This is a genomic window from Haloprofundus salilacus (genome assembly GCF_020150815.1).
In the GTDB taxonomy this organism is placed as follows: Archaea; Halobacteriota; Halobacteria; order Halobacteriales; family Haloferacaceae; genus Haloprofundus; species Haloprofundus salilacus.
The window spans coordinates 3216778-3239131 of the sequence record NZ_CP083723.1 but is presented as its reverse complement, the minus strand read 5'-3'; the positions used below and the strand labels follow the sequence as shown (position 1 = coordinate 3239131).

General features: G+C 64.8%; 21 protein-coding genes and 1 pseudogene. 6 read left to right on the top strand and 16 right to left on the bottom strand.

The features are described from left to right. Positions 1 to 164: 164 nt before the first annotated feature. From LAQ58_RS16770 to gdhB, 3 genes are all read left to right on the top strand, one after another. Entirely contained in the window at positions 165 to 3050 is a 2886-nt protein-coding gene (locus LAQ58_RS16770) for a bacterio-opsin activator domain-containing protein (protein ID WP_224448574.1), read from the top strand. A 109-nt stretch (positions 3051 to 3159) separates the two neighbouring features. Then, positions 3160 to 3303 (top strand): rubrerythrin-like domain-containing protein, encoded by a 144-nt coding sequence (locus LAQ58_RS16765; RefSeq protein ID WP_224448573.1) that lies wholly within the window; start codon positions 3160 to 3162, stop codon positions 3301 to 3303. Then, complete coding sequence (gene gdhB / locus LAQ58_RS16760) at positions 3300 to 4607, top strand: glutamate dehydrogenase GdhB (protein WP_317988538.1); 1308 nt, start codon at positions 3300 to 3302, stop codon at positions 4605 to 4607. The genes LAQ58_RS16765 and gdhB overlap by 4 nt, the downstream gene beginning before the upstream one ends. 168 nt (positions 4608 to 4775) lie before the next feature. On the opposite strand, the gene LAQ58_RS16755 is transcribed toward gdhB, so the two are convergent. The 5 genes from LAQ58_RS16755 to pepF form a co-directional block, all read right to left on the bottom strand. Next, complete coding sequence (locus tag LAQ58_RS16755) at positions 4776 to 5687, bottom strand: HpcH/HpaI aldolase/citrate lyase family protein (protein WP_224448571.1); 912 nt, start codon at positions 5685 to 5687, stop codon at positions 4776 to 4778. Then, on the bottom strand, positions 5688 to 6671 hold the full coding sequence (gene aceA, locus LAQ58_RS16750) for an isocitrate lyase (RefSeq protein ID WP_425490722.1): 984 nt from the start codon (positions 6669 to 6671) through the stop codon (positions 5688 to 5690). 74 nt (positions 6672 to 6745) lie between these two features. Beyond that, positions 6746 to 7018: a hypothetical protein gene (locus LAQ58_RS16745; RefSeq protein WP_224448569.1), complete on the bottom strand. Its 273-nt coding sequence runs from the start codon at positions 7016 to 7018 to the stop codon at positions 6746 to 6748. A 264-nt stretch (positions 7019 to 7282) separates the two neighbouring features. Then, positions 7283 to 8425 (bottom strand): hypothetical protein, encoded by a 1143-nt coding sequence (locus LAQ58_RS16740; protein WP_224448568.1) that lies wholly within the window; start codon positions 8423 to 8425, stop codon positions 7283 to 7285. 231 nt (positions 8426 to 8656) lie between these two features. Beyond that, on the bottom strand, positions 8657 to 10456 hold the full coding sequence (gene pepF, locus LAQ58_RS16735) for an oligoendopeptidase F (protein ID WP_224448567.1): 1800 nt from the start codon (positions 10454 to 10456) through the stop codon (positions 8657 to 8659). A gap of 225 nt (positions 10457 to 10681) precedes the next feature. Between pepF and LAQ58_RS16730 the strand changes: the two genes are divergently transcribed. Further along, a complete protein-coding gene (locus LAQ58_RS16730) occupies positions 10682 to 12046 on the top strand; it encodes a M28 family peptidase (protein ID WP_425490673.1) in 1365 nt (454 codons plus the stop codon). On the opposite strand, the gene truA is transcribed toward LAQ58_RS16730, so the two are convergent. The 6 genes from truA to LAQ58_RS16700 form a co-directional block, all read right to left on the bottom strand. Beyond that, positions 12047 to 12901 carry a tRNA pseudouridine(38-40) synthase TruA gene (truA, locus tag LAQ58_RS16725; protein WP_224448566.1) on the bottom strand — a complete coding sequence of 285 codons (855 nt, stop codon included), beginning with the start codon at positions 12899 to 12901 and terminating at the stop codon, positions 12047 to 12049. It abuts the gene before it with no gap. 54 nt (positions 12902 to 12955) lie between these two features. After that, positions 12956 to 13405: a universal stress protein gene (locus LAQ58_RS16720; RefSeq protein WP_224448565.1), complete on the bottom strand. Its 450-nt coding sequence runs from the start codon at positions 13403 to 13405 to the stop codon at positions 12956 to 12958. Between the two features lie 109 nt (positions 13406 to 13514). Continuing rightward, positions 13515 to 14060, bottom strand: a complete 546-nt coding sequence (locus LAQ58_RS16715) for a DUF7965 family protein (RefSeq protein ID WP_224448564.1) — start codon at positions 14058 to 14060, stop codon at positions 13515 to 13517. After that, positions 14053 to 14517, bottom strand: a complete 465-nt coding sequence (locus LAQ58_RS16710) for a CopD family protein (protein ID WP_224448563.1) — start codon at positions 14515 to 14517, stop codon at positions 14053 to 14055. The genes LAQ58_RS16715 and LAQ58_RS16710 overlap by 8 nt, the downstream gene beginning before the upstream one ends. Positions 14518 to 14605: 88 nt before the next feature. Beyond that, on the bottom strand, positions 14606 to 15901 hold the full coding sequence (gene hisS, locus LAQ58_RS16705) for a histidine--tRNA ligase (protein WP_224448562.1): 1296 nt from the start codon (positions 15899 to 15901) through the stop codon (positions 14606 to 14608). A 194-nt stretch (positions 15902 to 16095) separates the two neighbouring features. Continuing rightward, positions 16096 to 17019 carry a DMT family transporter gene (locus LAQ58_RS16700; RefSeq protein WP_224448561.1) on the bottom strand — a complete coding sequence of 308 codons (924 nt, stop codon included), beginning with the start codon at positions 17017 to 17019 and terminating at the stop codon, positions 16096 to 16098. A gap of 156 nt (positions 17020 to 17175) precedes the next feature. Here LAQ58_RS16700 and LAQ58_RS19155 point away from each other — a divergent pair. Next, positions 17176 to 17304 (top strand): annotated as a pseudogene (locus tag LAQ58_RS19155) (hypothetical protein); the annotation flags it as partial. Between the two features lie 33 nt (positions 17305 to 17337). Here LAQ58_RS19155 and LAQ58_RS16690 read toward each other — a convergent pair. From LAQ58_RS16690 to LAQ58_RS16675, 4 genes are all read right to left on the bottom strand, one after another. Then, complete coding sequence (locus tag LAQ58_RS16690) at positions 17338 to 17931, bottom strand: DUF7411 family protein (RefSeq protein WP_224448560.1); 594 nt, start codon at positions 17929 to 17931, stop codon at positions 17338 to 17340. Further along, positions 17931 to 18290, bottom strand: a complete 360-nt coding sequence (locus LAQ58_RS16685) for a DNA-binding protein (RefSeq protein WP_224448559.1) — start codon at positions 18288 to 18290, stop codon at positions 17931 to 17933. Before LAQ58_RS16685 ends, LAQ58_RS16690 begins: the two co-directional genes overlap by 1 nt. An 87-nt stretch (positions 18291 to 18377) precedes the next feature. Next, positions 18378 to 18833: a 30S ribosomal protein S19e gene (locus LAQ58_RS16680; protein ID WP_224448558.1), complete on the bottom strand. Its 456-nt coding sequence runs from the start codon at positions 18831 to 18833 to the stop codon at positions 18378 to 18380. A 92-nt stretch (positions 18834 to 18925) separates the two neighbouring features. Then, entirely contained in the window at positions 18926 to 19954 is a 1029-nt protein-coding gene (locus tag LAQ58_RS16675; protein WP_224448557.1) for a lysylphosphatidylglycerol synthase transmembrane domain-containing protein, read from the bottom strand. A gap of 173 nt (positions 19955 to 20127) precedes the next feature. Between LAQ58_RS16675 and thiL the strand changes: the two genes are divergently transcribed. Continuing rightward, positions 20128 to 21009, top strand: a complete 882-nt coding sequence (thiL, locus tag LAQ58_RS16670; RefSeq protein WP_224448556.1) for a thiamine-phosphate kinase — start codon at positions 20128 to 20130, stop codon at positions 21007 to 21009. 39 nt (positions 21010 to 21048) lie between these two features. Here the strand turns inward: thiL and LAQ58_RS16665 are convergent, their stop codons facing one another. Next, positions 21049 to 22209 (bottom strand): site-2 protease family protein, encoded by a 1161-nt coding sequence (locus LAQ58_RS16665; RefSeq protein ID WP_224448555.1) that lies wholly within the window; start codon positions 22207 to 22209, stop codon positions 21049 to 21051. Positions 22210 to 22354 lie beyond the last annotated feature (145 nt).

The following is a 22354-nucleotide window of genomic DNA, read 5'->3' as shown; positions in this document are numbered from 1 at the left end:
TCGCTCCGATTCATTTGGGGTGAATAGGAAACGCCTTTTGGCCTCTTCCAGTTTGATTTCTAACTAACTATGAGCGTCTATCTCGATCCGGGACAGCAGCAGAGTCGGGTTCAACTCCGATCAGGCACCAAGCCGCAGTTCCGCAGGTCTCCAGTTTTCGAATAATGGTCTCTTCTCCCTCCGTACTCGATTCGTCCTGTCTGTTGCTAGTCGGAACAAGCGAGTGGGTCACGCAGTTCTCGGAGATGCTCGAAACGCGGACTGACGCGACTGTGCGAACGGTTGGAACCTCCGCTGAGGCGCTCGATATCGTCCGGAAACGGACCACGGACTGCATCGTCAGCGAGTATGCGCTCGACGAGGCGACGGGAGTCGAACTCCTCGGAGAGATCCGCAACGAGACGTCAGCCCTTCCCGTGATAGTCGGTACTGCTTCCGGAAGCGAAGCGATCGCCAGCGAGGCCATCGGGGCCGGCGCCACCGACTACGTCGCACTGACGAACTCGGCCGAACAGATGTTCGAGGAGCTACTGGACCGAACCGAACGCGCGGTCCGGTTCGCACAGCGGTCTGCCACCCAGCGGGAGCGCGCCAGACAGTTCGACGCGATTTTCAACGATTCGCGGACGGCGACGTGGGTGCTCGATCCGGATGGGACGCTCGTTCGGGTGAACCAGACGGCGCGCGAGATGATCGACGAGGACGTCGAGAGTATCGTCGGCGAGCCGTTCTGGACGCTTCCGTGGTGGTCGCAAGCGGATGCGACAACGGAGGAGGTGCACCAGATCGTAGAGAAAGCGCTCGACGGCTCGTTCGGTAACGCTGTCGTCCCGCAGTCGCCGCACACCGAGGACCCCCGGGTCATCGATCTCTCCGTGCGCCCGGTCGAAAACGAACGCGGTGATCTCGTTTCGATCGTCGTCGAGGGCGTCGATATCACCGAACGGGTCGACCTCGAACGCGATCTACGCCAGTCCGAGGAACTCCACCGCGTCACGCTCAACAATATGACCGATACCGTCCTCATCACCGACGAAGACGGGGAGTACACCTACGTCTGTCCCAACGTGCACTTCATCTTCGGCTACACTGCTGCGGAAATCCGCGAGTTGGGAAAAATCGACGAACTCCTCGGCGAGGACCTCTTCGACCGTGACGAACTCGCGAAAGGGGGTGTCCTCAAGAACATCGAGTGCACGGCGACCGACAAAGCCGGTCGCGAGCACACCCTCCTCGTCAACGTTCGCGAGGTGTCGATTCAGGACGGGACGCTCCTTTTCAGCTGTCGGGATATCACGAAACGCAAGCAACGCGAGGATGCGCTCGCGACGCTTCACGAGACCGCCCGTGATTTCCTGTACGCCGAAACCCACCAGGAGATCGCCCAGCACGTCGTCGACGACACGTCCAGCGTCCTCAATCTAGATGCGAGTGCGGTCTATCTCTTCGATGCCGACGCTAACGAACTTCGGCCCGCGGCGCGCTCGGCAACGATGAAAGAACTCAACGGACCGCTCCCGACCGTTCGCGCTGACGGAGAAACCCTCCCGAGTTACAGTTTCGTCGAGGATACTGCACTGTTCTTCGACGACGTCCACGATGCAGACCGGCTCGAAAACCGGGCGACCGACCTCCGGAGTGCGACCTACATTCCACTCGGTAACCACGGCGTCTTCCTCGCTGGGTCGGACCGGATTGGAGCCTTCGACGACGTGACCCGAGAACTGGCAGACCTCTTAGCCGTAACCGCCGAGGCAGCCCTTGACCGCATCACACGGGAGTCACGGCTTCGAGAACAGGATCGCACACTCCAACGACAGAACGACCAGCTAACCGCCTTGAATCGTATCAACGAGACGATTCGCGAGATCGACCAGGCGATCGTCCGCGCCGAAACGCGGGAGGAGATCGACCACACCGTCTGTAAACTGTTGACGGCTGACGACCGGTTCAGGTTCGCCTGGATCGGTACGGTCGACCCGACGACCGACACCGTCGAACCGCGAGCGTGGGCAGGAAGCGAGCAGGGGTATCTAGATAGCCAGCCGTTCTCCGTCGCGGCGTCGGATACGGAGCCAACTGGGCAAACCGCGGCGACCGGAGACGTGACGATGGTCACTAACGTCGCCGCCGGTCTCCGCGACGACCCGTGGCGAAAGGACGCCCTCGCCCGCGACTTCCTCTCCGTGTTGAGTATTCCCCTCGTCTACAACGACCTCACGCACGGGGTTCTAACGGTCTACGCGACGACACAAGATGCGTTCGACGAGACGGGGAAAGCCGTTCTGGCAGAGCTCGGCGAAACCATCGCGTCCGCGCTCAGTGCTATCGAACGAAAGAACGCGCTGCTCACGACGTCTGTGACCCGCGTCGAGTTCGCCGTCGACGACCCGACGTTCGTTCTCTCGCGACTCGCTCGGGACGCAGCGTGTACGCTCTCGTATCAGGGCGGTGTCCAGCAATCCACAGAGGGGAGTTACGTGTTCGTCACCGTCGAAGACGCATCCGTAGAGGATGCCGCAGAAGCTGCATCACAGCTAGTCGCAATCGACGAAGTGCGACAGATTAGCGCAGATGGCGAAGACGGCGTCTTGCGATTGCGACTCACACAGCCGTTTCTCGCGCTAGAACTAGCCGATCACGGTGCCGTCTTCCGGGAGGCGACTGCCGATCCGACCACCACGACGCTCGTCGTCGATATTCCGGAGAGTATCGACGTCCGAACGATTACGCAGCTCGTCCGTGAGACGTTCTCTACTGTCGAACTCCGCGCCAAGCAGACGCTCGATCAGGCAATAGAACGCGACCGCTACTCGACGTTCCTCGATAAGCTGACAGAGCGACAACTCGAGGTGATCCAGACGGCGTACTACAGCGGCTTCTTCGAGTCGCCACGCGAGAAAACGGGCGAGGATGTCGCGGAGACACTGGGAATCTCCCCACCTGCGTTCTACAAACACGTCCGGATCGTCCAGCGCAAACTGTTCGCAACGCTCTTCGACGAGAACACTCTCTCGGTCAACGCCCCCGCAGAAAGGTTGAATAGTTAACCCCCTGCTTAGAAAGGGGTTTGGTAGTTAACTGCTGCATATTCCCTAATACACCTATTACGGCGTTGTAGAGTGTCTCAGGTCGCCTGCCGGCACTCGTGAACCCACCATGAGAGATGTCGAAATCGACCCCGACGGGGAGAGTCCGTACGAATGCTTCGAGTGTGGTAACGTTACCATCGCGGAGACCAACCCCGGCCACTGCTCCGACTGCAGCGGACCGATGCGAAATCGTCGAACGCCGCTCGAATGACCATGGCATCCAGAATCGAGAGCACCCGCGACGAGTCGGAGGAGACGGCGACCGAATCGTCCGAGCCGGAATCGGCGCTCGAGACGGCCCGCCGACAGCTCTCCCACGCTGCCGACCATCTCGATATCGACCAGCATATCGTCGAACGACTCAAATTCCCTCAGAAGGTCCACGAAGTTACCGTCCCTATCGAACGAGACGACGGAACAGTCGAGGTGTTCACGGGCTACCGAGCCCAGCACGACAGTGTCAGAGGACCGTTCAAAGGCGGACTTCGGTACCACCCCGAAGTGACCAGAGACGAATGCGTCGGACTCGGCATGTGGATGACCTGGAAATGCGCAGTCATGAATCTCCCGTTCGGTGGTGCCAAAGGGGGTATCGCTGTCAACCCAAAGGAACTGAGTTCGGCGGAAAGAGAGCGACTCACTCGTCGATTCGCACAGGAGATTCGCGACGTCATCGGCCCCAACCGAGATATCCCCGCCCCGGACATGGGGACGGACCCGCAGACGATGGCGTGGTTGATGGACGCATACTCGATGCAGGAAGGCGAGACGACACCGGGCGTCGTCACCGGCAAGCCGCCGGCCGTCGGCGGCAGCAAAGGCCGCGAAGAAGCACCCGGGCGAAGCGTTGCGATAATCACACAGCTCGTCTGTGAATACTACGACTACCAGCTCGGGGAAACGACGGTCGCAGTCCAAGGATACGGGAGTGTCGGTGCGAACGCCGCCCGACTGCTCGACGACTGGGGAGCGACGGTCGTCGCGATCAGCGACGTGAACGGCGCGATGTACGATCCGGAGGGAATCGATACGGCCTCAGTCCCCTCGCACGACGAGGAGCCGGAAGCCGTCACCACGTACGCAGACGACGTGATCTCGAACGACGAACTGCTCGCGCTCGACGTCGACGTACTCATCCCCGCCGCCCTCGGGAACGTGATTACCGAAGAGAACGCGGAGGCGATCGCCGCGGATCTCGTCGTCGAAGGCGCGAACGGGCCGACTACGTCGACTGCCGATTTAATGCTTGCCGAGCGAGACGTCGCAGTGATTCCCGACATTCTCGCCAACGCTGGCGGTGTCACAGTGAGCTACTTCGAGTGGCTCCAGGACATCAATCGTCGGGCGTGGCCGCTCGAACGGGTGAACGACGAACTCGAAGCGGAGATGCAGGCCGCCTGGCGTGCCGTCCGAGCGGAGTTCGAGAGTCGCGACGTCACGTGGCGTGATGCGGCCTACATCGTAGCGCTGTCCCGCATCGCGGACGCGCACGAGGCACGAGGACTCTGGCCCTGAGCCGCCGACCGGTCCCCCGCTCGCATCGACGAAGCAGTCGCGGTTCTCCTGCGGTTCGTCCGTGAACGCCGTCGCGCGATGTATACCGCCTACGCCTTCCACGCTGAGGGCACCCAGATATAGAAAAAGAGTCGGTGACGAGAGCGTCGCCCGAACCCTACTGCGACGCTACAGAACGCCCGCCCGCTCCGCGCGGACGACGACGTTCTTCGCCATCTTGTTCGTCGCCTCGTCGACCATCTCGCCGTCGACGGAGACCGCGCCGCGGCCCTCTTGGGTGGCTGTCTCGTAGGCGTCGACGATACGCCGCGCCTTCTCGGCCTCCTCGGAGTCGGGCGCGAACACCTCGTTGGCGGGTTCTATCTGGCTCGGGTGGATGGCCCACTTGCCGTCGCAACCGAGCAGGCTCGCGTGCCGACAGGAGTCTCTGAAGCCCTCGGTGTCCTCGATGTCGGCGAACGGCCCGTCGATGAGCTGTAACCCCTGCGCCTTCGCGGCGTGGGCGAGGCGGGCCAGTTGGTAGTGCCAGTAGTGGCCGGGGTACTCCTCGCCGCTGCCGATGGTGAGCCCCGCCGCGCCGACGCTGGCAGTGTAGTCACCGGGACCGAAGACGAGCGACTCGATGCGATCGCTCGCGGCGGCGATTTCGGGCGCGTTGTTCATCCCCTCGGCGCTCTCGATCTGGGTTTGGAGACCGATTTCGCCAACGGGGAGGTCGTAGTTCGCCTCCACCTGCGCGAGCAGGTTCTCGACGGTTCTGACCGTCGCCGAGTCGTGGACCATCGGCACCATGATGCTGTCGAGATGCTCGCCCGCCTCGCCGACGACCTCGATGACGTCGTCGTACCACCACCGCGTGTCGACGCCGTTCATCCGGAAGCAGGGCCGCGTCTCGCTCCAGTCGAACTCCTGTAGGCCTTCGATGACGTTCCGGCGCGAGTCTATCTTCTCGTTCGGCGCGACCGAATCTTCGAGATCCAAGAACGCCTCGTCGGCGCCCGACTCGGGCGCTCGCTCGATCATCTTCGGGTCGCTGCCGGGCGTCGCCAGTTGGCTCCGGCGCAGCGTCACGTCGGGCATCTACTCGCCCTCCTCCGTGCCGATGGGGTCGGACTGCTCTTCGCTGTACCCCGCGGACTCCTCGATTCGCGACCGGGCGTCGGCGTCGAACCGCATCTCGGTTTCCTGATACCGGTCGACGAACGAGAGTTCGTGGTGAGACTCAGTCGGGTGGCCGAGGTAGCGCGATTCGAGGTCGAACTGCGCCTCCTCGCCGTCTTCGGCCAGTCGCTCGAAGTCCTCGTAGACGGCGTGCGCGCCGGAGTGGAGGCCGAACAGCGTGATGAAGATGTAGCCGTAGCCGAGCTCGCCGAGTTCGGCGAACGTCAGCGGGTCGTCCTCCTCGGACCACGCGAACGACGACGAGTAGTTGAACGCCAGCGTGAGGTCCGGGTGCGTCTCGTGAATCTCCTCGGCGTAGCGAATCGCGTCCTCGCGACTCGGGTCCGGCATCTCCGGCCAAACGATGTCGACGCCCGCGTCGGCGTAGATGCGGCCGCGTTCGAGGTGTTCCTCCCAGTCGCCGTTGGCGGAGCCATATGCATCAGTACGGGCGATGATGACCGTGTCCGCCGACTGTTTGGCGTCGACGGCGGCCTCGAAGCGGGCGCGGGCCTGCTCGCGGGGAACTATCTGCTTCCCCGCGATGTGGCCGCACCGCTTCGGCGTCGTTTGGTCTTCGATGTGGATGGCGGCGGCACCGGCCTTCTCGTACTCGCGGACCGCGCGGCGAACGTTGTGAACTCCCCCGTACCCGGTGTCGCAGTCGGCGACAACGGGGATGTTGCAGGCGTCGACGATTCTCTTTGCATTTTCGACCATCTCGGTCATCGACACCATCTCCAAATCGGGGAATCCGAACTGGCCGAGCACCGTGGAGTAGCCGCTCATGTAAGCGGCGTCGTGACCGGTCATCTCGGCGATTCGGGCGTCGAGCGCGTGGTAAAGACCGGGCGCGAACACGTACGGCTGTTCGTCCAGCTTTCGGCGGAACTCCCGACCCATCGGGTTGTCGAGGTTTCGCGTCGTGATGGCGTCGCCTGTCGGCGCCTCCTCACCGTTTGTCGTCGGCGTGTCGCTCATCGACGTTCCTCCGATCGGCGCGTCTCCGTCCGTCGTTCTCGCCGGTCCAGTGCACGTTCGAGGCGCGTAATCTGGCGCTTCAGACTCGTCAGTTCAGTTCGGAACTCGCGTCCCGAGTCGGGCGTCTCGCCGGTCTGGACGAACGGGACCAGCGGCGCCTCCTGTTCGGTCTCGGGAGGTCGCATTCGGGTGGTTCGAATCGTCGTCTGCGGGGTTCGTCGGTCGATTTCAGTCGTTCGGTCGCGTCGTGTCGGGTCGTCGTACGTCATTGTATCGGTGGTCTCGGTGGTCGAATTGGTCGGCTGGCGGGTCGATAATCGGCCGTTGTGCGGGTCGTGGGGTTTGCGCGTATTGCCATTGTGATTCACCGCATCGAGACGGACTGGGGAATGGTAAATAAATGTAATGATCGATAATGATAATATTTGTTAATCACCTATTTTGCGTATGAGGTGTATAAGTGTGAAGTGCTACCAAACCCCTCAGCCGAGCGGCTTCGTCTGTCGTCCTGAGCGAGAAAGTGTGATCCCGAACTACTCCGTACGGCGATTTCGATACCAGAGTGCCCCAAGACCGGTTGTCGTGAGCACCGCAGCGTCTGTGAAACCGAACCCGGGTGCGAAGGCCGACGAAGTATCGTCGGTCGTCGAGTCTGTCAACGTCTTCCGCGTTGTCGCCGATTTCGGAGACGCCGTCGGCGTGGATTTGGATGGCGTCGCTGATAGGGCGGCAGTCGTCGGTGGCGTGGTCGTCAAGTCGCTCTCGTGATCCCGGTCGAACCACGGCGCTCGGTGGCGCTGGCCGACGACAACCGCCCCGTTTTCGGTCGGTGCCACGCCGAGAATAGAGCTGTTCTCGTAGATTGCACGATGATATTCCTCGCTCAGCGAGTCGGTGAGTATCAGCCACGAGTGGGTTCGACCTTCAACACCGAGCGCAAACCCACCAGATTGACGCGGTTTCAATGCGGTCGGACTGAGAAGCGAGTCGGTGTCAAACTCGAACCGGTGTCGGTCTTGGCTCACCCACGCGTCGTCGTACCGCGTGAGTCGGATGGATCCTTCCTCGGCCGATGGGATGATGAATCCGTCGTTGTCACGAACGATACCGCCGACGTCGACAGGGTAGTCAACCTCCTGTGGACCCGCCGTTTCGCCGGACGAGTCAATGCGCGCCCGCCACTCGCTTCCGAACACCTGACAGCGGTTTCCGTCAGAAGTGAGACCTCTAAAGTGGTAGTGGTCGTCGTCAAAGTCGTGGTTCCACCGTCTGTCCCCTGTTTCGAGGTCGATACCAGCGGTGTAGGTGTGACTGAACTCTGCCGACACGAACTGCCACGCGACCACGAGCGTCCCATCGTCGAGTGTCAGAATCCTCGCCGGTTGACCGTGTGCTTCGCGGTCGAACGTCGTCACCCAGTACGTTTCGAACGAGGGGGAGAGGCGGGCGACCGCCGTGGGCGAGCCGTGCCGAGAGGCGGTGTTTCGCCCACCGACGACGGCGAGGTCGCCGTCGGGCAGGACGACAGCATCCATTGCCGACCGGAGGTCGGCGTTCGTTGCCCACGCTCGGTACTCGCCGGAGGTATCGAACGTGACGAAGGTAGATAGCGTCGGTGCCCTGTACGACTCACTACTGGTCCCTACCGCAAGATAGCCTTCGCTGAACGGTATCACGTCATACAGACGTCCAGTGTTTGGATTCGGTGGCTCGTCGGTCGTCGATTCGTCGACGGGAGCCAAATCTCCGGTAGTCGCAGATGTAGCCCCCGCCGACGCCGCGAGACCGAACGCCGCGGAACCACCTGCGAGACTGCGAAGAAACGTTCGTCTCGTTGGAGGGGCCATGGCTCACGATATGACAACCGAGCAAAAATAGTTTCGAGACGATTGATTCCGAAACCGAACTCAGTCGAGGTCGAGTAACTCGGCGACGCGGTCGAGGTAGTCACCGTAGACGCCGAGAGCGTCTTCGATGGGTTCGGGGGAGGTCATGTCGACGCCTGCGGTCTCCAGTACTTCCATCGGGTACGCGCTGCCGCCCATCGCGAGCGCCTCACGGTAGTCGGCGGCGGCCTCCTCGCCCTCGTCGAGGATGCGCTCGACGACCGCGACCGCGGCGCTGATGCCCGTGCTGTACTGGTAGACGTAGTAGTTGTAGTAGAAGTGCGGGATGCGCATCCACTCGCGGGCGATACGGTCGTCGACTTCGGCGGGTTCGTAGAACTCGGATTTCAGATTGCCATAGAGTTGGTCGAACGCGTCGGGGGTGAGCGGTTCACCCGCTTCGACCGCCTCGTGAATCTGCAGTTCGAAGTCGGCGAACATCGTCTGTCGGTACAGCGTCGAGCGGAACCGTTCGAGGTACTCGTCGAGGACGTGGCGGCGGAGTTCGTCGTCTTCGGCGTTTTCGAGGAGGTAGTGGGTGAGAAGCGTCTCGTTGACCGTGCTCGCCACCTCGGCGACGAAAATCTCGTAGTCGGCGTACTGCCACGGTTGCTCGTCCTTCGCCAACTCCGAGTGCATCGAGTGGCCGAGTTCGTGCGCCAGGGTGAACATCGAGGTGATGTCGTCCTGATAGTTCATCATGATGAACGGCTGGGTGTCGTACGTGCCCGAGGAGTACGCTCCGGCGCGCTTGCCGCGGTTCTCGTACACGTCGACCCACCGATCTTCGAGACCTTCGGCCATCCGCTCCTGATACTCCTCGCCGAGCGGCGCGACAGCCTCGACGACGTACTCCTTGGCCTGCTCGTAGCTGATTTTGGGGCCTTCCTCGCCCGTCAGCGACATGTAAAGGTCCCACATCTGGAGCGTGTCGACGTCGAGCGCCTGCCGCTTCAGGTCGGCGTGGCGGTGGAGTTTGTCGAGATTGTCTCGGACCGTACTCAGGAGGTTGTCGTACACCTCGACTGGGATGTTCGGGCCGTCGAGCGCTGCCTCGCGGGCGGTGTCGTAGTTGCGCGCGTCCGCCAGTTTCACGTCGGCTTTCACGCTGTTTTTCAACGAACTACCGACCGAGTTGCGCACGTCCTCCCACTCGTCGTAGAACTGTTCGTGGACCTCTTGGCGGAACTCGCGGTTCGGGTGCTTCTGGAGCTTCGTGAAGTTGCCCTGCGAGATTTCTATCCCGTTGCCGTCGGGGTCTTCGACCGTCGGGAACGTCAGGTCGGCGTTGGCGAGCATCGAGTAGAAGTCGCTCGGCGCGCCCATCACCTCCGAGAGGTCCGCGAGCAACTCCTCCACCTCCTTCGAGCGCGTGTGCGGTTTGGCTCGAAGCACGTCGTCGAAGTAGTGTTCGTACTCCGCGAGCACCGGCTCCTCGTCGATAAACGCCTGTACGTCGTCCTCGTCGAGTTCCTGTAGTTCGGGTTCGACGAAACTGGACGCGCTGCGGGCGTCGGACGCCAGCGACTGCGCACGCGCCGAGAGCGCCTGGTACTCCTGGTTTCTGGTGTCCTCGCTGGCGCGGAGTTGCGCGTAGGAGGCGACCTTCGAGACGTCGCGCATCACCGACTCCAGCAGTTCGAGCAGTTCGTACAGAGTCTCCGCGTCCTCGGTCGCTCGACCCTCGTAGGCCGCGATGTCGTCGATGCGCGACTCCACGTGCTCGTACGCCTCGTTCCAGTCGTCGTCAGAGGCGTAGATGCTCTCCAGATCCCACTTGTACTCCTCGTCGATGTCGCTGCGTTCGGGAACCGAACTCATACTCCGAAGTTGGCCGGTGCGAGGGTAAACCTTGTCAAGTCGGAACACGGAAACGGTTGCCGCCGACGCATCGGGGAGAGGGACCGCAGGGCGAAGCAACGACTGAAACGACGGGCGAATCGGTGAGAGAAACTATGGGGGAATCGGTCAGAGAAACCGCAACGTGGGGCGACGGCTTCTTCCGCGAACCGAGCACCTATGTCACGGTGTGCCCAACGGCGGTCCATGGCCGAACAGGAGACCACACCGGGCGACAGCGCAGACGCGGCCGACGCGTTCGCCGCCGCGATGGGTCGCACGTGGACCGACGACCAACCGTGGAACTTCATCACCGACCTCACCGCGCTCGGCGACCGGATGGGCGGCAGCGCCGGCGAGCGCCGAGCGGCGGACCTCGTCGCCGACGCTTTCGCCGACGCGGGCGTCGAGGGCATCGAACTCGACACGTTCGAGATGAATCAGTGGACCCGCGGGTGGACGGAACTCGAACTCACCGCGCCCGTCGAGCGACCGTTCGACGCCATCGCGCTCCCGTACTCCCCGTCGGGCGACGTGGAGGCCGAGCTCGTGGACGTGGGCTACGGCACGCCCGACGAGATCGAAGCCGAGGACGTGGACGGGAAAATCGTCGTCGCGAGCACGACGACGCCTTCCGGGCGATTCATCCACCGGATGGAGAAGTACGGCTGTGCGGTCGACGCGGGCGCAGAGGCGTTCGTCTTCGTCAACCACATCGAGGGCCAACTGCCGCCGACCGGCTCGCTCACCTTCGGCGACGAGGGGTCGGTTCCGGCCGTCGGCGTGAGCAAGGAGACCGGCGCGTGGCTGAAGGAGTACGCCGCGAACACCGGCGGCGAGACCGGTCGCGTCCGCATCACCGTCGAAGCGGAGACCACGCCCGGCGAGAGTCAGAACGTCGTCGGCCACGTCGGTCCGCACACCGACGAAGAGCTGCTGTTGCTCGCGCACTACGACGCCCACGACATCGCCGAGGGCGCGCTCGACAACGGCTGCGGCATCGCCACCGTCGTCACCGCCGCGCGCATTCTCGCGCAGGCTGACCTCGACGTCGGCGTCCGCGTGGCGGGCGTCGGCTGCGAGGAGATCGGCCTCCTCGGGGCCGAACGCGTCGCCGAGACGGCCGACCTGAGCGAGATAAAAGCCGTCGTCAACGTCGACGGCGCGGGGCGGTTCCGCAACCTCGTCGCGCTGACGCACGACTCCGACGCGATGAGCGCCGCCGCCGAGCGAATCGAGGAAACGACGCGCCAGCCGATAGACGTCGACGACGCCCCGCACCCGTTCAGCGACCACTGGCCGTTCGTCCGCGAGGGCGTCCCCGCGTTCCAACTCCACAGCGACAGCGGCGAGCGCGGCCGCGGCTGGGGCCACACCCACGCTGACACCCGCGACAAGGTAGACGATCGCAACATCCGCGAACACGCGATGCTCACGGCGCTTCTCGTCGACGACCTGTCGAAGACGGACGCGCCGCGGCTCGACCTCGACGACCTCGCCGAGACGTTCCGCGAGAACGACTTCGAGGTGGGGATGCGCGCCGCCGGACTGTGGCCCGCCGAGTGGGAGTAGCTACTCCGCCGTCCCGTCGAGCACCGTCTCGCAAACCCGCGTTCTGACCGCACCCTCGACCCGCGACGCGCCGAACACTTCTCGCACCGTCGCTATCGCGTCCTCGTCGCGCTCGAACTCGACCCCCGGATAGTCCACGCCGGTAAGCACCAATCCCGCGGCGGGCGCGGGCGGCACGCCGTCTCTGCCCTCCAGCGAGTCGGCAGAAAACGCTCGCTCGATTCGCTCCATCGGCGCTCCGGAACCGACGATGCGGACGAGCGAGACGGATCGACGGACGAGTTCGCGGGCGAACCCCGGAGCCGAGACGGTGAGGACCAGAAAGTCGCCGTCGCGACAGAGCGACCCCGAGAGCGTCCTTATGGTGTTTCGGTCGTCGGGCGTGAGGTTCCGGAAGTCGCGTTCGCCGCAGACCGCGTCGAGCGCCGAGCGCGCCCGGTCGTCGTCGACGACTGCGTACGGTTCCGGCGACGGATACCGCTTCTTTGCACCGTCCACCGCTTGCGGCGCGTAGAGGTGGTAGGTGTACTCGCGCCGACTCGCGTCGTGGGTCGCGTGAAAGTCGTCGGGAACGTCCGCTGCGGCCCACGCGCGAACGGTCCCCGGCAACTCGCTGTTGACCGCCCGCGGCGTACACCAGTCGAGACAGTCGAAGGCGACGGTCTGGGCGACGGCGGAGACGCCCGCGTCGGTACGTCCGGCGGCGGCGTAGCCGGACGGTCGGTGACGCGTTTCGTCGTAGAGACCGAGTTTCGCCAGCGCGTCGAACAGCGCGCCTTCGACCGTCGGTACGTCCGGTTGGCGCTGGAAGCCGTAGTAGGGGCGGCCGTCGTAGGCGACGCGGAACGCACGCATGACCGACGGTTCGGACGACGGGCGCTTAACCGGCGTGACTCGCGTCGGCGAGATCTACTCGTCGGCGCGTTCGTCGCCCCCGCCGACAGTCAACACCGGGACGGGAGCGTTTCTGACGACGCGCTCGGCGACGCTCCCGAGCAACACGCGTCTGACGCCGTGGCGGCCGTGCGTGCCGACGACGACGAGGTCGACGTCGTGTTCGGTCGCGTAGTCGACGATGCCGCTGGCGGGCGACCCGTGTACGACGTCCGTGACGACGGGAACGTCCGCGTCCGCGGCCGCGCTGGCCTCGGCGACGGCGTCGACGGCGTTCTGCGACTGTTCTTCGAGTGTGTCGAGGACGGGTTCGGACCGAACGTCGACGTCGGTGTACACTCTCGTGTCGACGATCGAGATAGCGTGGAGCGTCGCTCCGTACCGCTGTGCGAGGTCGAGCGCGCGGTCGACCGCCGCCTCGGATGGGCCACTGCCGTCGGTCGCGACGAGGATACTGTCGTACATGGGGTTCACCGCGTAGAGCTACACGGCGATGCTACGTGTGTGTTGGGCGGAGTGGCCGTTGAGGTGAGTTGTTACGCGGAGTAGCCGTCGACAGTCGAACTCTCGGTCGCTACGGCGTTCTCCGGACAGTATCGACCGCGCGCAGCAGCGCCACGTCGACGACGCCGAACGCGCCGCCGATCACCGCACCGACGATAGCGGCGACGAGCGCCCCGAGCAAAGCGATAGCGAGTACCGCGAGAACGGATGCGCCCTGCACGACCAGCAGGACCGAGAAGAGCACGAGCGGTCCGAGGAGGAAGCAGACGCCGGTGACGCCGCCCCAGAGCGTCGCCCGCGTCGCCGCCGCTCGGGGGTCGAACCCGTCCCCACGCCAGGCGTCGGTGAGCGCGCGGCGGTTCGTCCACCACGTGAGCGCCCAGAGGTACGCGAAGACGCCGAGTCCGACGGCGGTGTTCAGCCCCGAGAGGAGTTCTCCCAGCGACCCGCCGACGTGGAGGGCGACGACGAGCGAGACCACCAGCGCGGCGACGTGAAACGTCGCGAGTCCCCAGACGGCCAGCGCCGGGAGCGGCCGTCCGTCTTCGGCCCGCGCGTCTGGACATCGCTCGGAGCGCCGCTCCGGTCCGTGGTCGTCCGCCGGCGACTCAGCCATGCGCCAGCACCTCCCCGAATCCGACGAGCGCGAGCAGCACGACGGTTGTAACGGCGTACGTTGCCCGAAGACGGCCCGCGGTGGCGGCGTCCGCATTGGACCGCGCCGCCGCGAACGAAACCGACAGTGTCCGGGCCGCCGACCCCGCGAGAAACGCCGCGAGCACCGTCAGTTTGAGCGCGAGCGTCGTCCCCCACGCCGTTTCGGGACCGGAGACGCCGAGTCCGAGCGATCCGAGATTGCCGACGCCGCTGGCGACGACTGCACCGAGAGCGCCCCAGAAGAGCCACTCGTACGTCTCCGCGACGACGAGGGCGCCATCGACGGCGTCGGCGCGACCGGTCGAAACCGCTCGGTGACTCGCCGCCCACGTCAGGACGGCACCGCCGACGGCAACGCCGACGCCGGTGACGTGGAGCAGGCGGACGAGCAGGGCGGTCGGGTGCGAGAGGACCATTTCCCGACGCTACGTATCAAGTATGTATAATAATTGTGCAGACGATAACTTCGCTCGTCGACCTCGAACGCCCTGGCGGACTGCGGCCTCAGACGTAGTCGTCGTACGTCGGCACGTCAAGGTCGCCGGGGAACTCGTCGACGGGCGCAGTCGTCTGCTCGCCGCTCTCCATGTCCTTTACCGTCACCTCGTCGTTTTCGAGGTCCTGCTCGCCGACGATGACGACCGTCGACGCCCCGATGCTGTCGGCGTACCCCATCTGCGCGCCGAAGCTGCGACCCGAGACGTCGGTCTCGACGGTGTTACCCGCCGCACGGAGCTCGCGGGCGACGCGGCTGGCGACCGACCGGGTGTCGCCGACCGAGAGCACGTAGTAGTCGGTCGAGGCTGCGCCCTCGGGCCAGACGCCCGCGCGCTGGAGCAGGAGGTTCAGCGGCGCGTGGCCGGGCGCGACGCCGACCGCCGGAGTGGGCTGGCCGCCGAAGCTCTCGATGAGGTCGTCGTAGCGGCCGCCGCCGAACACCGAGCGCCCGACCTCGCCGGTCGAGTCGAAGCACTCGAAGACGACGCCGGTGTAGTAGTCCAGTCCGCGGGCGGTCGTCAGCGAGACGGTACAGTAGTCGCGCGCGCCGAAATCTTCGGCTGCCGCCAGCACCTCGCGGAGGTTCTCGACGGCGGCTTCCACGTCGTCGCCGCCGAACTCCGCTATCTCGTCGAGGTTGCCGCCCGCGACGAGGCTGTCGAACTGCTCGGCGTCGTCCCACGAGAGACCCGCGTCGGTGAGGAGTCCGAGGTACTCCGTCTCGTCGACCTTCGCGCGTTTGTCGACGGCACGGATGGCGTCGCGGGTATCCACATCGGGGCGGAACGCCGTGAGGAGACCGCCGAGGATGTCGCGGTGGGAGACGCGAAACTCGAAGTCGTCGGCCGTGAGACCGAGGTCGGTGAGTGCGTCGGCCGCAAACGCCAGAATCTCGGCGTCCGCCTCGGGTTCGGCGGAGCCGAAGATGTCTACGTTAGTCTGGTAGAACTCCCGGAAGCGACCCTGCTGGACCTGCTCGTAGCGCCAGAACGGCCGCGTCGAGAACCACTTGATGGGTTTCGACAGCGCCTGTTGCTTGGCGACGACCATCCGCGCGACGGTCGGCGTCAGTTCGGGCGTCAGTGCGACATCGCGGCCGCCCTTGTCGGTGAACGCGTACAGCTCGTCGACTATCTCCTCGCCGGACTTGTCGACGTACATCTGCGTCCGTTCGAGCGCCGGCGTGCCGACTTCGCGGAAGCCGTAGCGCTTCGCGGCGCCTTCCATCGTGTCGATGACCTCCCGTCGGGGAGCCATCTCGTCGGGGTAGAAATCACGAAATCCCTTGAGGTGGTCGTACATGCACGGTGGTTTGCGGAGCGGTCGCTTGAACCCTGTCCTTTCGACGGGCGGAGAGCGTTTCGAGCGACGCCGTACGTTCAAATACGGGAGCGGGGCCAACACCGTGCGTGCGCTGACTCATCGACGCAACGCGGCCGAGGCGGGAGCGCGACGCGCCGCTTGCGAACGCGAGAACGGATTCGACTCGTCGCCTGTTAGCCCCAGAACCAGTCGAGAACGGCGCTTAGATTCGTCGAATCGAGTGCGATGAGACCGACGCCGCAGACCGCCAGCGCCGCGGCGACAAGCCGGGTCCCGAAGAACTCCTCGCGGAGGAGTACGCCACCGAGAACCACGGCGACCACCGCCTGCGTGTTGATGATGGGCGAGGCGATGCTCGCCGGAACCGCCGCGAACGCCAGCGACGTGACGTGCTCGCCGAGCGCGACGAGAAAGCCGCCGACGGCGAGTTCGCCGACCGTCCGCCGCGTGAGCGTGCCGTCGGGCCACGACCTGGCGGCGAACGGCAGCACGACGACGGTGACGCCGCCGAGGAGCACGACGACCCAGAGCTCCGGCTGTAGGTTCAACTCCTGAAGAGCGACTCGCTTTCCCACGTCGCTGACCGCGTAACAGGCGGCGCTCAGCAGCGCGAGTTGCGCCGCCGTCGACGACGAAGCGGCGCGTATCGGATCGGAGAGGCGGCCGCCCCGGTAGTTCGCGACGTAGACGGCAAACGTCGCGACGACGACGCCGAGAATCTGAATCGGCGCGAGTCGCTCGTGCAGCAGCAGAATCTCTATCGGGAGGACGAACACCGGGACCACCTTGTTAATCGGGGCGACGTAGGAGACGTCGCCCGCGTCGAGCGCCCGGAGAAACACCAGAAACGCCGCACCCGTCGCACAGACGGTCCCGACGACGATGGCGAGCGCCTCGAACCCCAACGACGTAACCGACGGCGTCTCCGAGAGCGAGACCGACGTGAGAAGAACCGGGAGATACCACGAAATTGCTGCAACGTTGACGAGGACGGTGAGGACCGAACCGGGAATCCCGTCGAAGTACCGTTTGAGGACGAACAGGTAGACGCCCCAGACGATGGCGGCGACGAGCGAGTACGAGATTCCCGAATTCACGCCTACCGCTCGCGGTTGCGGCGACAAGAGCGGTTCGATTGCCACCGTGCGTTGCTCGGATTCCGGACGCTGGTAGGTACAGGCAGAAGACCCTCTCCGACGGCGCTCCGAACCTGACTCGTCACGTCGTACGGATACGGCTGCGTCGTCGGTGACTGCGAGTTCGAGACGACTGCGGACACGGAGGACGGCGTCGTCGACGAGGCGCTTCGACATCGCGACGAACACCATCCCGACCTTGATGTCGGCGAGTCGAAGATTCGAGAGGATATCGAGGTGACGTGAGGCTCCGGCGAACTCGACAGGTCCGGACAGCGTTCAGTCGAGCAGCCCGCGGACGTACGTCTGCTCGTGTTCGGGAAAGACGTGTCCGACCGCGTCGGCCCCGTGCGTCTCGGCGAGCAACTGCCGGAGTTCGCCCTCGTAGTCGGCCTTCGGAACCGTCTCGCTCGGTCCGACTTCGATATCGAGCGTCGCGTCGACAAGTCGGTCGACCGCCCGGCGGCCGAACCCCGACAGCGGCGCGAGGTAGTCGACGTCGTACCGGTCTTCAAGGCTCTGCGCTTGCGCGCGCGAGATGGTCGGCACCCGGTCGTCGCGGCGTGTCCCGTCGGCGATGGCATCGTAACCGAGCCCCGCGACGGCCTCCAGCGCCGCCTCGTGGACCTGCTGAATGCCGTTTCGAGGGTAGCCGTCGTCGTGCATCCGTTCGACGGCGTCGGCGGCGACGTCGTCGTCGAGTTCGACCGTCTCGAACGGATAGCCGAGCGTCTCGGCGGCCGCCTTCGCGTGCTTCCAGTCGCCGGTGAGTCCGAAGTGTGCGGTTACGAGACGCACGTCGTAGAAAGAATCGAGCATGAGCGTGGCGAGCGTCGAATCCTTCCCGCCGCTGTACAGGAGGGCCAGTTCCATTAGCGACGCCGGATGTTGAAGCGCTTTTTGTCGGGCTGAAGTTCCTTCAACAGCTGTTTCATCCGCTGTTCATCGATCTTCGACTGGATACGCCCGCTCTGGGCGAGCGCGACGAGTTGCTGTTCGACCTGTTCGGCGAACTCGGGTTTGCTCATCTGGACGGCGTTGAGTCGCTGCCGCGCGCCGTCGGTGAGATACTGGCGCAGTAGGGCGTCCTTCTGGGCTTGGGCCTGTTCTTCGGCGGCCTGCTGGGCCTCCTCGTTGCCCTGTTCTTGCTGGCCGTCGGCCTGTTCCTGTAGCTCCTGGAGTCGCTCGCGACGGAGTTCGTCGAGTCGTTCGTCGTCTGGATTGCCGCTCATACCCAGACTTTTCGCGCGCGGCAGAAAACGATTACGGACGAACCAATGGCTCAGCCGTTCGGACGAACGGAAAAGCGTGTGTGCCCTCTACGCGTAGCGTTCGAGTTCCGGTCGGTCGAGCGATTCGAAGGCCGAGGCGGCCGCGTCGTCGAGGAAGGCGCGTCCCTCGTCGCTGATGCGGCGACCGTCGCCGCCGGCGCTCTCGACGAGGCCCTCCGCTTCGAGCTGCTGGAGGATGACGCGGACGATCTTTTTGCTGCCCGTGCTCGTGTGCGCCTTCGCGACGCGGTAGCGGGTTGAACCGCGCTTGCGGCCGCCGTACTCGACGGCGAGGCGTTCGACGCCGATCGGGCCTTTCGTCGCGAGTTTGCGGAGCACGCTGGCCGCGCGGACGAACCAGAAGTCGTCATTCTGTGGCGGAAGCTCTCGGTTCGAGCCGGTCTTCGCGAACTGGATCCAGTCGGGCTGTTCGATTCGGTCCTCGAGTCGGTCGGCGACCTCCTGGATGAGGTCGTCCGCCGGAACGTCATAGAGGGTTACCATGGCTTCGAATTCTGCGTAGCGCTGTTTAAAAGCATCGTATTAGCGTCGTCGACAACCGTCCGTGTACGTTTGCGAATAGCCGAGAACGGCGATCATGCCCCGTTATTGAGACCGAGCACGCTGACGACGATGCCGCCGATGAGCGTCGGCAGCCAGTACACCATCCCGCGGTAGATGACGATGGCCGCCAGAATCGCCGACTGCGTGACGGCGGGACCCGTAGCCGCCAGAAGTAAGACGAGCAGAACGCTCTCGATACCGCCCGCGCCGCCCGGGAGCGGCGTCACACCGGCAATAGCGCCGATGGGAACGACGAACAGCATAATTGACGGCGATACCGGCGTGCCGACGGCGTGGAAGGCGAACCAGAGACCTAGCATCTGTGCGAGCCACCCGGCCGCCGAGAGCGAGACAGCCAACACCAGCCCGCGCGGGTTCGTCGCGACGCGTTCGATGGCGGCGAAAAAGCGGCTAATCCGACCTTCGATGCTCTCGGTGGTCGGTTTCGAAATCCGGGGAACGAAATCCGCGACGCGGCGAATTGCGGGAGTGAGCAGCCGGACGGCGTGATGTTCGAGCTGGTAGCGTCGCTGCCAACCGACGTAGACGAGACCGGGCACCGCCGTCGCGAGCACGACGACGCCGATGACCGCGATCTCGAGGTTCTGTCCGAGCGTCGTCTCCGTCGCGAAGTACACCGCCCCCGCGAGCGCCAGCGATATCGACGGGACGAAGTTGAGCGTGTCGACGCTGGCGATGGCCGCGAGACCGGTTTCGTACTCGGCATCCGAGGTCTGGGAGATGAGCAGCGCTGACACCGGTTCGCCCCCCGCCTGCCCGAACGGCGTGATGTTGTTCGAGAACATCGCGCCCGAGAAGACGAAAAACGCCTTCAACGCCGAAATGTGGACGCCGAGAACCGACAGAACGGTTCGTAACGCCAGTCCCCACGCGAACAGCCACCCCAGCGTCGCCACGACGACGAGCGCGACGAACCGGAGGTCGGCGTTCCGCAACTGGGCGACGAGATCGCCGACGCCGATAAACGAGAAGAGAACCGCGAACACTACCACCGCACCCGCGAAGCCGAGAATGGTGGCTCGAAGGTTCTCTCTGGCCATACTCACCTGGACAGCCACTGACGGCATTAAGCCACCGGAATCGACAGCAGCGGTAGCGATAGCTTACGTCCGCCTCGCAGTCGAGTAGCCGTGTTACTGTGCACCCAACTCGCACGAGAACGCCCCGTGGAACACCTCGGTGACTTTTTCGCGCGGACGCCGAAAGGCCGAACATGGACGAACGGACGGCGTTGCGAACGTTGGCGGCGGAGCTTCCGGCGGCCGGTGACGACGCGGCAGTCGTCGACGAACTGGTCGTTACGACCGATATGCTCCACGAAACGGCCGACTTCCCGCCGGGAACGACGCGCTACACCGCCGGGTGGCGGGCAGTCGGCGCGTCGCTCTCGGACGTCGCCGCGATGGGTGCGTCCGCGGTTGCGGCCGTCGCGGCGTACGCGGCCCCCTCGTTCGAAGAGGCGGAACTCGCGGCGTTCGTCCGAGGGGCGCGCGAGGTCTGTGAGGCGGTCGACGCCGAGTACGTCGGAGGCGACCTCGACGACCACGACGAGTTCACGACGGCGACGACGGCTATCGGTCGGACGGACGACCCGGTGTTTCGCTCCGGCGCGGAGCCGGGTGACGTCCTCTGCGTCACCGGAACGCTCGGGCGGTCGGCGGCCGCGCTCCGCTTCTTCGAACGCGGCGACGCCGAACGCGGCAACGACCTCTTCCGGTTCGAACCGCGGGTCGCCGCCGGGCGAGCGCTCGCCGCGGACGCGACGGCGATGATGGATTCGAGCGACGGATTCGCGCGGTCGGTCCACCAACTCGCGGAGGCGAGCGACTGCGGATTCGCCGTCGAGTCGGACAACGTTCCGGTCGACGACGCCGTCGACGACGTGACCGACAACGAGGCTGACTACTGGGAGTCGGCGCTGCACTTCGGCGAGGATTTCGAGTTGGTGTTCACGCTCCCCGAATCGGCACTCGAAACGGCGCGGGCGGCGTCGCCGACGCCGATTTCGCGCGTCGGACGCGTCACCGAGTCGGTGTCGGGGATAACGCTCGACGGCGACCCCCTGCCGGACCGGGGCTACACGCACTCGGCGTAGCGGCGCCGTCGAATCCGCCGGATACTGTCGCCTTTGCGGTCACGCGCTCATCAGCTGAATCGGCACCAGCATGAAGCAGAGCAGGCCGAGCGCGAAGGTGAACACGCCGACGAGCTGTCGCTTCCAGCCGATGCTGGACTCGTCGATGGGGTGGGCGGGACCGTTGAAGGCGATGAAGAGCGAGAACAGCCCCCAGAACGCCCAGAGGCCGACTGACTCCTGAAGGCCGAGGTCGCGGACGTAGTAGAGGTAGCCCGCGAGACCGAACAGGCCTAGGGGAACGAGCGTCGCGACCGTCTCCTGTCTGCGGCCGAGCATCGCCCGAACCATGTGCCCGCCGTCGAGCTGTCCCACCGGCAGCAGGTTCAACACGGTGAAGAACATCCCGACCCAGCCGCCGATGATGACCGGGTTCACCGTCTGCGGATAGCTGTAGTCGCTGGGCTGCCCCAGAAACGTCGCGATGAGGTCCAAAAGGAGCGGATTGTTGAATCGGATGACCTCGCTGCTGCCGACGAACACGCGCTCGGGTATCGTGATCGGGTCGAGCGAGAGCCCGATGGCGGTAACCAGAATCGTCGCCGCCAAGCCGGAGAGCGGTCCGGCGACGCCGATGTCGAACAGCGCCTTCCGGTCAGGCATCTGCCCGCGCATCCGGATGATGGCCCCCATCGTCCCGAACGGGAAGATGAAGGGGATGAGATACGGCAGCGACACGTCGACGCCGTGGTAGCGGCCCATCACGTAGTGACCGAGTTCGTGCGCGCAGAGGACGCCGAGAACGGCGGCGGTGAAAGGCCACGCTTCGAGGGCGACGAAGGGGTTCTCCTGAATCCGGCTTATCGGGATGTAGTACCACGCGTACGCGCCGACGAGCAGTGTCGAGGCGACGGTCGCCGCCAGCAGGAGGAGGTTCTTCCACGGGACGCCCTCGACGCCGACCGACACCGGTTCGGCGACGAGCACGTCGAGACCGTCGTTCGTCCGCGCGAGGCGAACGTCGTATCCCGTCCGGCGGAACGAGGGCCACACCTCTTCGAGCAACGAGCGGCGCGAGACGAGCGACTCGCCGTAGTAGAGCAGTCGGTCGTCATCCGTACGTACCTCGCGAACGTAGAACACGGAACCGAGTCGTTCGAGCGAGGGGCCGTCTGCGGGGTCGGTCGCGGGGCCGTACGGAGGGCTGTCGGCCTCGTCCATCAGATACTACGTCTACCGCACAGAAGGGTATAAATCCGGTGTCGAAACGGTCAACGGGTGGTATCGACGGATCTACGTCGTCAACGGATTCGAGCGAAGAGGGCAGTCGTGGGGGATATGCGGGGTTGCATGGTTCGCGAGTAGG

Coding starts and splice junctions, on each gene's coding strand:
- LAQ58_RS16770 (WP_224448574.1), top strand. CDS start 165: ATGGTCTCTTCTCCCTCCGTACTCGATTCGTCCTGTCTGTTGCTAGTC.
- LAQ58_RS16765 (WP_224448573.1), top strand. CDS start 3,160: ATGAGAGATGTCGAAATCGACCCCGACGGGGAGAGTCCGTACGAATGC.
- gdhB (WP_317988538.1), top strand. CDS start 3,300: ATGACCATGGCATCCAGAATCGAGAGCACCCGCGACGAGTCGGAGGAG.
- LAQ58_RS16755 (WP_224448571.1), bottom strand. CDS start 5,687: ATGCCCGACGTGACGCTGCGCCGGAGCCAACTGGCGACGCCCGGCAGC.
- aceA (WP_425490722.1), bottom strand. CDS start 6,671: ATGGGTCGGGAGTTCCGCCGAAAGCTGGACGAACAGCCGTACGTGTTC.
- LAQ58_RS16745 (WP_224448569.1), bottom strand. CDS start 7,018: ATGACGTACGACGACCCGACACGACGCGACCGAACGACTGAAATCGAC.
- pepF (WP_224448567.1), bottom strand. CDS start 10,456: ATGAGTTCGGTTCCCGAACGCAGCGACATCGACGAGGAGTACAAGTGG.
- LAQ58_RS16730 (WP_425490673.1), top strand. CDS start 10,682: ATGGCCGAACAGGAGACCACACCGGGCGACAGCGCAGACGCGGCCGAC.
- truA (WP_224448566.1), bottom strand. CDS start 12,901: ATGCGTGCGTTCCGCGTCGCCTACGACGGCCGCCCCTACTACGGCTTC.
- LAQ58_RS16720 (WP_224448565.1), bottom strand. CDS start 13,405: ATGTACGACAGTATCCTCGTCGCGACCGACGGCAGTGGCCCATCCGAG.
- LAQ58_RS16715 (WP_224448564.1), bottom strand. CDS start 14,060: ATGGCTGAGTCGCCGGCGGACGACCACGGACCGGAGCGGCGCTCCGAG.
- LAQ58_RS16710 (WP_224448563.1), bottom strand. CDS start 14,517: ATGGTCCTCTCGCACCCGACCGCCCTGCTCGTCCGCCTGCTCCACGTC.
- hisS (WP_224448562.1), bottom strand. CDS start 15,901: ATGTACGACCACCTCAAGGGATTTCGTGATTTCTACCCCGACGAGATG.
- LAQ58_RS16690 (WP_224448560.1), bottom strand. CDS start 17,931: ATGGAACTGGCCCTCCTGTACAGCGGCGGGAAGGATTCGACGCTCGCC.
- LAQ58_RS16685 (WP_224448559.1), bottom strand. CDS start 18,290: ATGAGCGGCAATCCAGACGACGAACGACTCGACGAACTCCGTCGCGAG.
- LAQ58_RS16680 (WP_224448558.1), bottom strand. CDS start 18,833: ATGGTAACCCTCTATGACGTTCCGGCGGACGACCTCATCCAGGAGGTC.
- LAQ58_RS16675 (WP_224448557.1), bottom strand. CDS start 19,954: ATGGCCAGAGAGAACCTTCGAGCCACCATTCTCGGCTTCGCGGGTGCG.
- thiL (WP_224448556.1), top strand. CDS start 20,128: ATGGACGAACGGACGGCGTTGCGAACGTTGGCGGCGGAGCTTCCGGCG.
- LAQ58_RS16665 (WP_224448555.1), bottom strand. CDS start 22,209: ATGGACGAGGCCGACAGCCCTCCGTACGGCCCCGCGACCGACCCCGCA.